The following is a 612-nucleotide window of genomic DNA, read 5'->3' as shown; positions in this document are numbered from 1 at the left end:
GTGGCGCGGCTTCTGAGGTATGATCGCCATCCTTGACCAGCTAATACCCGACAGATAATCGCCATGTTTAACCACGATCTAATCCTCAACCACATCAACGAGATATTTGGACAGGACATGCATGCCAAGCGTGTTCTTTCCCTGGCCAATGCAACCCTCGGGGTTATCGAATCCGGTTCGCTGGCCATCCACGCCATCGGGAATGGTCTCTCCTTGGCCAATGGTCTCGAGCGCAAACATGCGGTGAAACAGGTGGACCGCCTGCTCACTAACACCAAGCTCAACGTCTGGAGCCTCTTTGACGATTGGGTTCCCTATGTGGTCGGTGAACGCACCGAGATCGTGGTATCCATGGACTGGACCGAATTCGATGCCGATGATCACAGCACCTTGGTTATCAGCCTACAAACCAACCATGGCCGCAGTACTCCGCTGCTGTGGAAAACCCATCGAAAATCGTTGCTCAAAGGGCAACGCAATGCCCATGAGAAAGAGCTGCTCACCAAACTCAAGCAGACCCTGCCAGAAGGTATCTTCGTGACGGTAGTCGCTGACCGTGGGTTTGGTTACATGGAGCTGTTCGAGCGCCTGGAACAAGAGCTAGGCTTTGCC

Annotated in this window: 1 pseudogene; it reads left to right on the top strand. The window is 53.8% G+C overall.

From position 1 onward, the window contains the following. Window positions 1-63 precede the first annotated feature (63 nt). Window positions 64-612: pseudogene (locus OKB81_RS20695) on the top strand (IS4-like element ISAs18 family transposase); the annotation flags it as partial.

This window comes from Aeromonas sp. QDB56, assembly GCF_027705505.1.
Taxonomy (GTDB): Bacteria; Pseudomonadota; Gammaproteobacteria; order Enterobacterales; family Aeromonadaceae; genus Aeromonas; species Aeromonas caviae.
The sequence above is the reverse complement of the archived record's forward strand: the minus strand, read 5'-3'. Positions and strand labels throughout refer to the sequence as shown.